The organism is Rubritalea sp., from assembly GCF_039830215.1.
Taxonomy (GTDB): Bacteria; Verrucomicrobiota; Verrucomicrobiia; order Verrucomicrobiales; family Akkermansiaceae; genus Rubritalea.
In genome coordinates this window covers 8,287-10,223 of sequence record NZ_JBDOPO010000371.1, presented here as the reverse complement: position 1 = coordinate 10,223, position 1,937 = coordinate 8,287, and the positions used below count along the sequence as shown (strand labels likewise).

The following is a 1,937-nucleotide window of genomic DNA, read 5'->3' as shown; positions in this document are numbered from 1 at the left end:
AGTTCTATAGCTACGAAGCTCTAGCTGGTGCAGGACGTAAGGAGTCGAACGAAGCAATCTACGGCTCAGGAGCTGAGGTTGTTGCTGATTTCACTGGCGCTAAGTGCATTCTATCTATCGATTCAGATTTCCTTGAGCTCGACAAGCAAGGTCCAGTAAAAGGTTTCTACGACCGCCGCCACGTCAACGGCCGCGATTACAGCAAAACCGCGAAGGAGACAAGGGGTGATCTCAATCGTCTCTACATTGCTGAGCCTAACTTTAGCCTCACTGGTGGCATGGCTGATCACCGCGCTCCTGTAGCGCCTTCTCAAATTGGTCGATTCCTTGCAGCGGTTGCTGTTGAGCTCGGTGTTTCCGTTGCTATTCCAGGTGGCGCATTTGGTGGCAAGAAAGCTCAGTGGATCAAAGCTTGCGCGAAAGACCTCCGTGCTCACCGTGGAGAGGCGCTCGTGCTTCTCGGTTCTCGATATGACAAGGAGCTTCACGATTTAGCCCACCTTGTTAACACAAAGCTTGGTTCATTCGGTAATACCCTCAAGCCTGTTCAGACATTCAAGACTGGTCTTGGAAGTGCAAAGCAACTCATCGCAGATGTCGACCAGCTCGACACAGTGATTCTGCTCACCCCAGCAAACCCGTTCCTCGAGAATGCCGCTCTAGCAGCAGCGCTCAGTAAGGTGAAGGTTGTTCATCTAGGTGAGACGGTCAATGCTTCAGCAAATGCAGCGGACCTTCACATCCCGGCTGCAAATTACCTAGAAAGCTGGAGTGATTCCTACACATCTAATGGTGTCTACACTATCGTTCAGCCAATGATTCTTCCGCTGTATGGTGGAGTTTCTGAGTTTGAGCTTCTTGCGTCACTCCTCGACGGGGAACTTCACGACTCAATGGCTGATGCGAAGGCTGTTACTCCAGCGTACACCGCAGTGCGCAAGACATTCGAAGGAGTGGCCAATGCGTCTGATGCTAAAGCTGAGCAAGCCACTTGGATGAAGCTTCTTCGCGAAGGGTTCTATAAATCTGAGTACGCAGCCCCTAATAAGGGTATTGTGGGAGTGAATACTCCGACTCTCTCTGCTCAGCCAGCTCCTTCAGCACAAGCTCTCGATATCGTTTATTCAACTGATGGATCCGTGTTTGACGGTCGTTACATCGACAACGCATGGCTCCAAGAAGCTCCAGATCCTATCTCTAAGGTTTGTTGGGATAACGCGATCTACCTCGCTCCTGAAACAGCAAAGAATCTAGGTATCTACGATGAACTCGTTGAGCTTGAGAAAGCTGGTGCAGCTTGGTGGGGTGCCCTAGGCATTGCTAGTGACACCATGGTCAAGAAGACTCCAGTGCCTGAAGAGGGTGAGGGACCAAGTCTTTTTGCTCCAGTTGCTAAAGTTTCTGTGAATGGTAAGACTCTCGAAGCTCCAGTTATTGTTACTTTTGGTATGGCTGAGAATGTGATTTCACTTTCTCTCGGTTACGGTCAGGGCTACGACGAGAACTTCGCTTCTGAGTTCAAAGGGGGGGGGATTCAGTACAGCCAAGGTGGTAAGAATAACGTTTCCTGTGTTGGTATGAATACAGGTTTCAATGCTTATCCCCTTCGTGGTGAAGACGATTATTTTGCAGTGGGAGCTACTATCGCGCGTGCTGAGAATGGCGCCACATACAAGATGGCTCGCACTCAGGAGCATCACTCCATGTATGGACGCGCTCTCGCTCGTGAAATATCTACAGCAACTGACGAAAAAACTCACAAAGACTATGCAGCGCAGCTTGCTAATGTTCAGAAGCAGGGAATGGATTCCCACGCTCCTGACAATATTTCACTTTACAAGCCGGAAGGCAGCGAGACCTGGTCAAAGACCGAGCTTGCAAAGAAAACTCACCTTGCTGATAAAATTCACCAGTGGGGAATGGCTATCGATCTCAAT

The 1,937-nt window shown here is 49.8% G+C and carries 1 pseudogene; it reads left to right on the top strand.

Going from position 1 to position 1,937, the window contains the following annotated elements:
* A pseudogene (locus tag ABGY95_RS12710) lies at positions 1 to 1,937 on the top strand (hypothetical protein); the annotation flags it as partial.